Source organism: Sphingobium sp. LSP13-1-1.1, assembly GCF_040676415.1.
GTDB lineage: Bacteria > Pseudomonadota > Alphaproteobacteria > Sphingomonadales > Sphingomonadaceae > Sphingobium.
The window spans coordinates 1-574 of sequence record NZ_JBEGHU010000054.1 but is presented as its reverse complement, the minus strand read 5'-3'; the positions used below and the strand labels follow the sequence as shown (position 1 = coordinate 574).

Genomic DNA, 574 nt, shown 5'->3' with positions numbered 1-574 from the left:
TCCTCGTGATCTCGATGATCGGGGTGACTCTGGCCTTCCAGGCGCGGACGGTGCGGCTCAACGTCAAGGATTGGGAAGCCACGCACGCGCGTCGAACTTCAGTCCGGCTCACCTCAGCGGCGATACTCCTGCTGTGGTGCGCAATCATTTTCGCTGGACGCTGGATTGCTTACGCGCCGACTTGAGAGGATTGTCGATGGCATTGGAATCTTTGTGGCAGACGCTCGAAGCGTCTTCCTTGGCGACGTTTCTAGCCGAATCGGCTTGGGCGTTCCCGACAGTCGAGTCGCTCCACGTCCTGGCGATAGTCACGGTCGTCGGCTCGATCGCGATCATGGATCTTCGCCTTCTCGGCCTGGCATCCAACGGATCGGCGGTCTCGGCGGTCTCCGATGAGACGCTGCCCTACGTCTGGATCGCGTTCATGGTGGCAGTCGCCACGGGGAGCCTGCTCTTCGTCAGCAGAGCCACTGCCTACGCTGTCAACACCTACTTCATCGCAAAGATGGTCTGCCTCGTCCTGGCGGGGCTCAACATGCTGCTGTTCCAGAGCATCACCTGGCGCGGCCGAGAT

1 protein-coding gene and 1 pseudogene are annotated in these 574 nt (G+C 61.0%); both read left to right on the top strand.

Going from position 1 to position 574, the window contains the following annotated elements:
* A pseudogene (locus MRBLSP13_RS18895) lies at window positions 1–185 on the top strand (hypothetical protein); the annotation flags it as partial.
* An 11-nt stretch (window positions 186–196) separates the two neighbouring features.
* Window positions 197–574, top strand: a 378-nt coding sequence (locus MRBLSP13_RS18890) for a DUF6644 family protein (RefSeq protein WP_363756057.1), incomplete at its 3' end; no start/stop codon positions are given.